This window comes from Cyanobacteriota bacterium (genome assembly GCA_025054735.1).
In the GTDB taxonomy this organism is placed as follows: domain Bacteria; phylum Cyanobacteriota; class Cyanobacteriia; order SKYG9; family SKYG9; genus SKYG9.
Map to the genome: position 1 here is coordinate 1 of JANWZG010000674.1, position 1,177 is coordinate 1,177.

The window sequence follows — 1,177 nt, forward strand, 5'->3', positions numbered from 1 at the left end:
GCCAAACTAGGCGACGAAGCCGAGATTAATGTGCCCCTTAGCCCAGGACTCCGCCACCGGGTAGCACTGTTACGCCTACTGAAGCTACTCCGCACGATAAACCCCCTGTAGCGATCGTCTTCGGTGTCTGTCATCATGCCAGTAACCAATTCCCTGGTTACCAATCCCTACCCTTACCCCTAACTACCGAACGACCATTAACCCATGACCAACCTGATGCTGGCGAGTTTCATGACGGTATTGCTGTGGGCGGATGTGCCTTTGGGGTATAGCCCTTCCTTGCTATCGTCGCCACCCCGCACTACTACTGTGGTTCAAGATGCTGTGGCTCAAGGCGCTATGACTCAAAGTGCTGTGGCTCAGGGAATGCCTACAGCCGTAGGTGGCTCTCAGATGATAATCGATGGGCAGGTAGTGCCGATCGCTTGGGTGCAGTGGCAAGTGGATGGGATGCCTCGACTAGCTATCAACGAGCAGCAGTTGATGCAGTATTTTGGTGTTGATCTTCGGGACACAGACCAAGTTGGCGTGCAACCTGTGCAGTGGTTTTCTGATCCAGCAACGACTCCCTTACCCCTGTCAGCCCGCTTGTATCAGGGTGTTCGCTACCTGGATATCACGCCCCTGATCCAGCAGTTTGGATGGCAAGTCAGTGGTCAGGGATCGACGCTGCAACTGACGCTACCTCCTAGTCAAGTTACTGAGGTGCGGCAAGGACAACGGCAGATAGGATCTCGAACGGTAATTCAGTTAAGCCAACCAGCCCTGTGGCAGGCAACCCAAGAGGAGCAAATGTTGCTGGTAACGGTGAACGCAACAGCGACCCCAAGGCTAGTGAGTCAGTTGCGCCCTACCCCTGGCAACCTCGTGAAGGATGCGCTACGCCATCGCAGCTCATCTAAGCTGAGCACAACGATGAACCGCACAGTCATCCGTCTGCCGATTCCAGCCAATACCAGTCCACAGATTGCTACCCTACCAGATCCAGCTCGGATTGTTATTGATTTTCGGCCTGATGCAATGGTCAATCGCAATATTCTTTGGGCACCGGGATTACGCTGGCGACAGCAGTACATCACAATTGGGTCGGGACGGTTTCCCATCATTTGGCTGGAGGTTGACCCTCGCCAACCAGGGCTACAATTGCGCCCCATTTGGAGTTCGGCATCAACTATCT

1 protein-coding gene is annotated in these 1,177 nt (G+C 54.2%); it reads left to right on the forward strand.

Features of this window, described 5'->3' with window-relative positions; translation table 11 throughout:
* Positions 1–204: 204 nt before the first annotated feature.
* Positions 205–1,177, forward strand: a 973-nt coding sequence (locus NZ772_19295; GenBank protein ID MCS6815703.1) for a hypothetical protein, incomplete at its 3' end; no start/stop codon positions are given.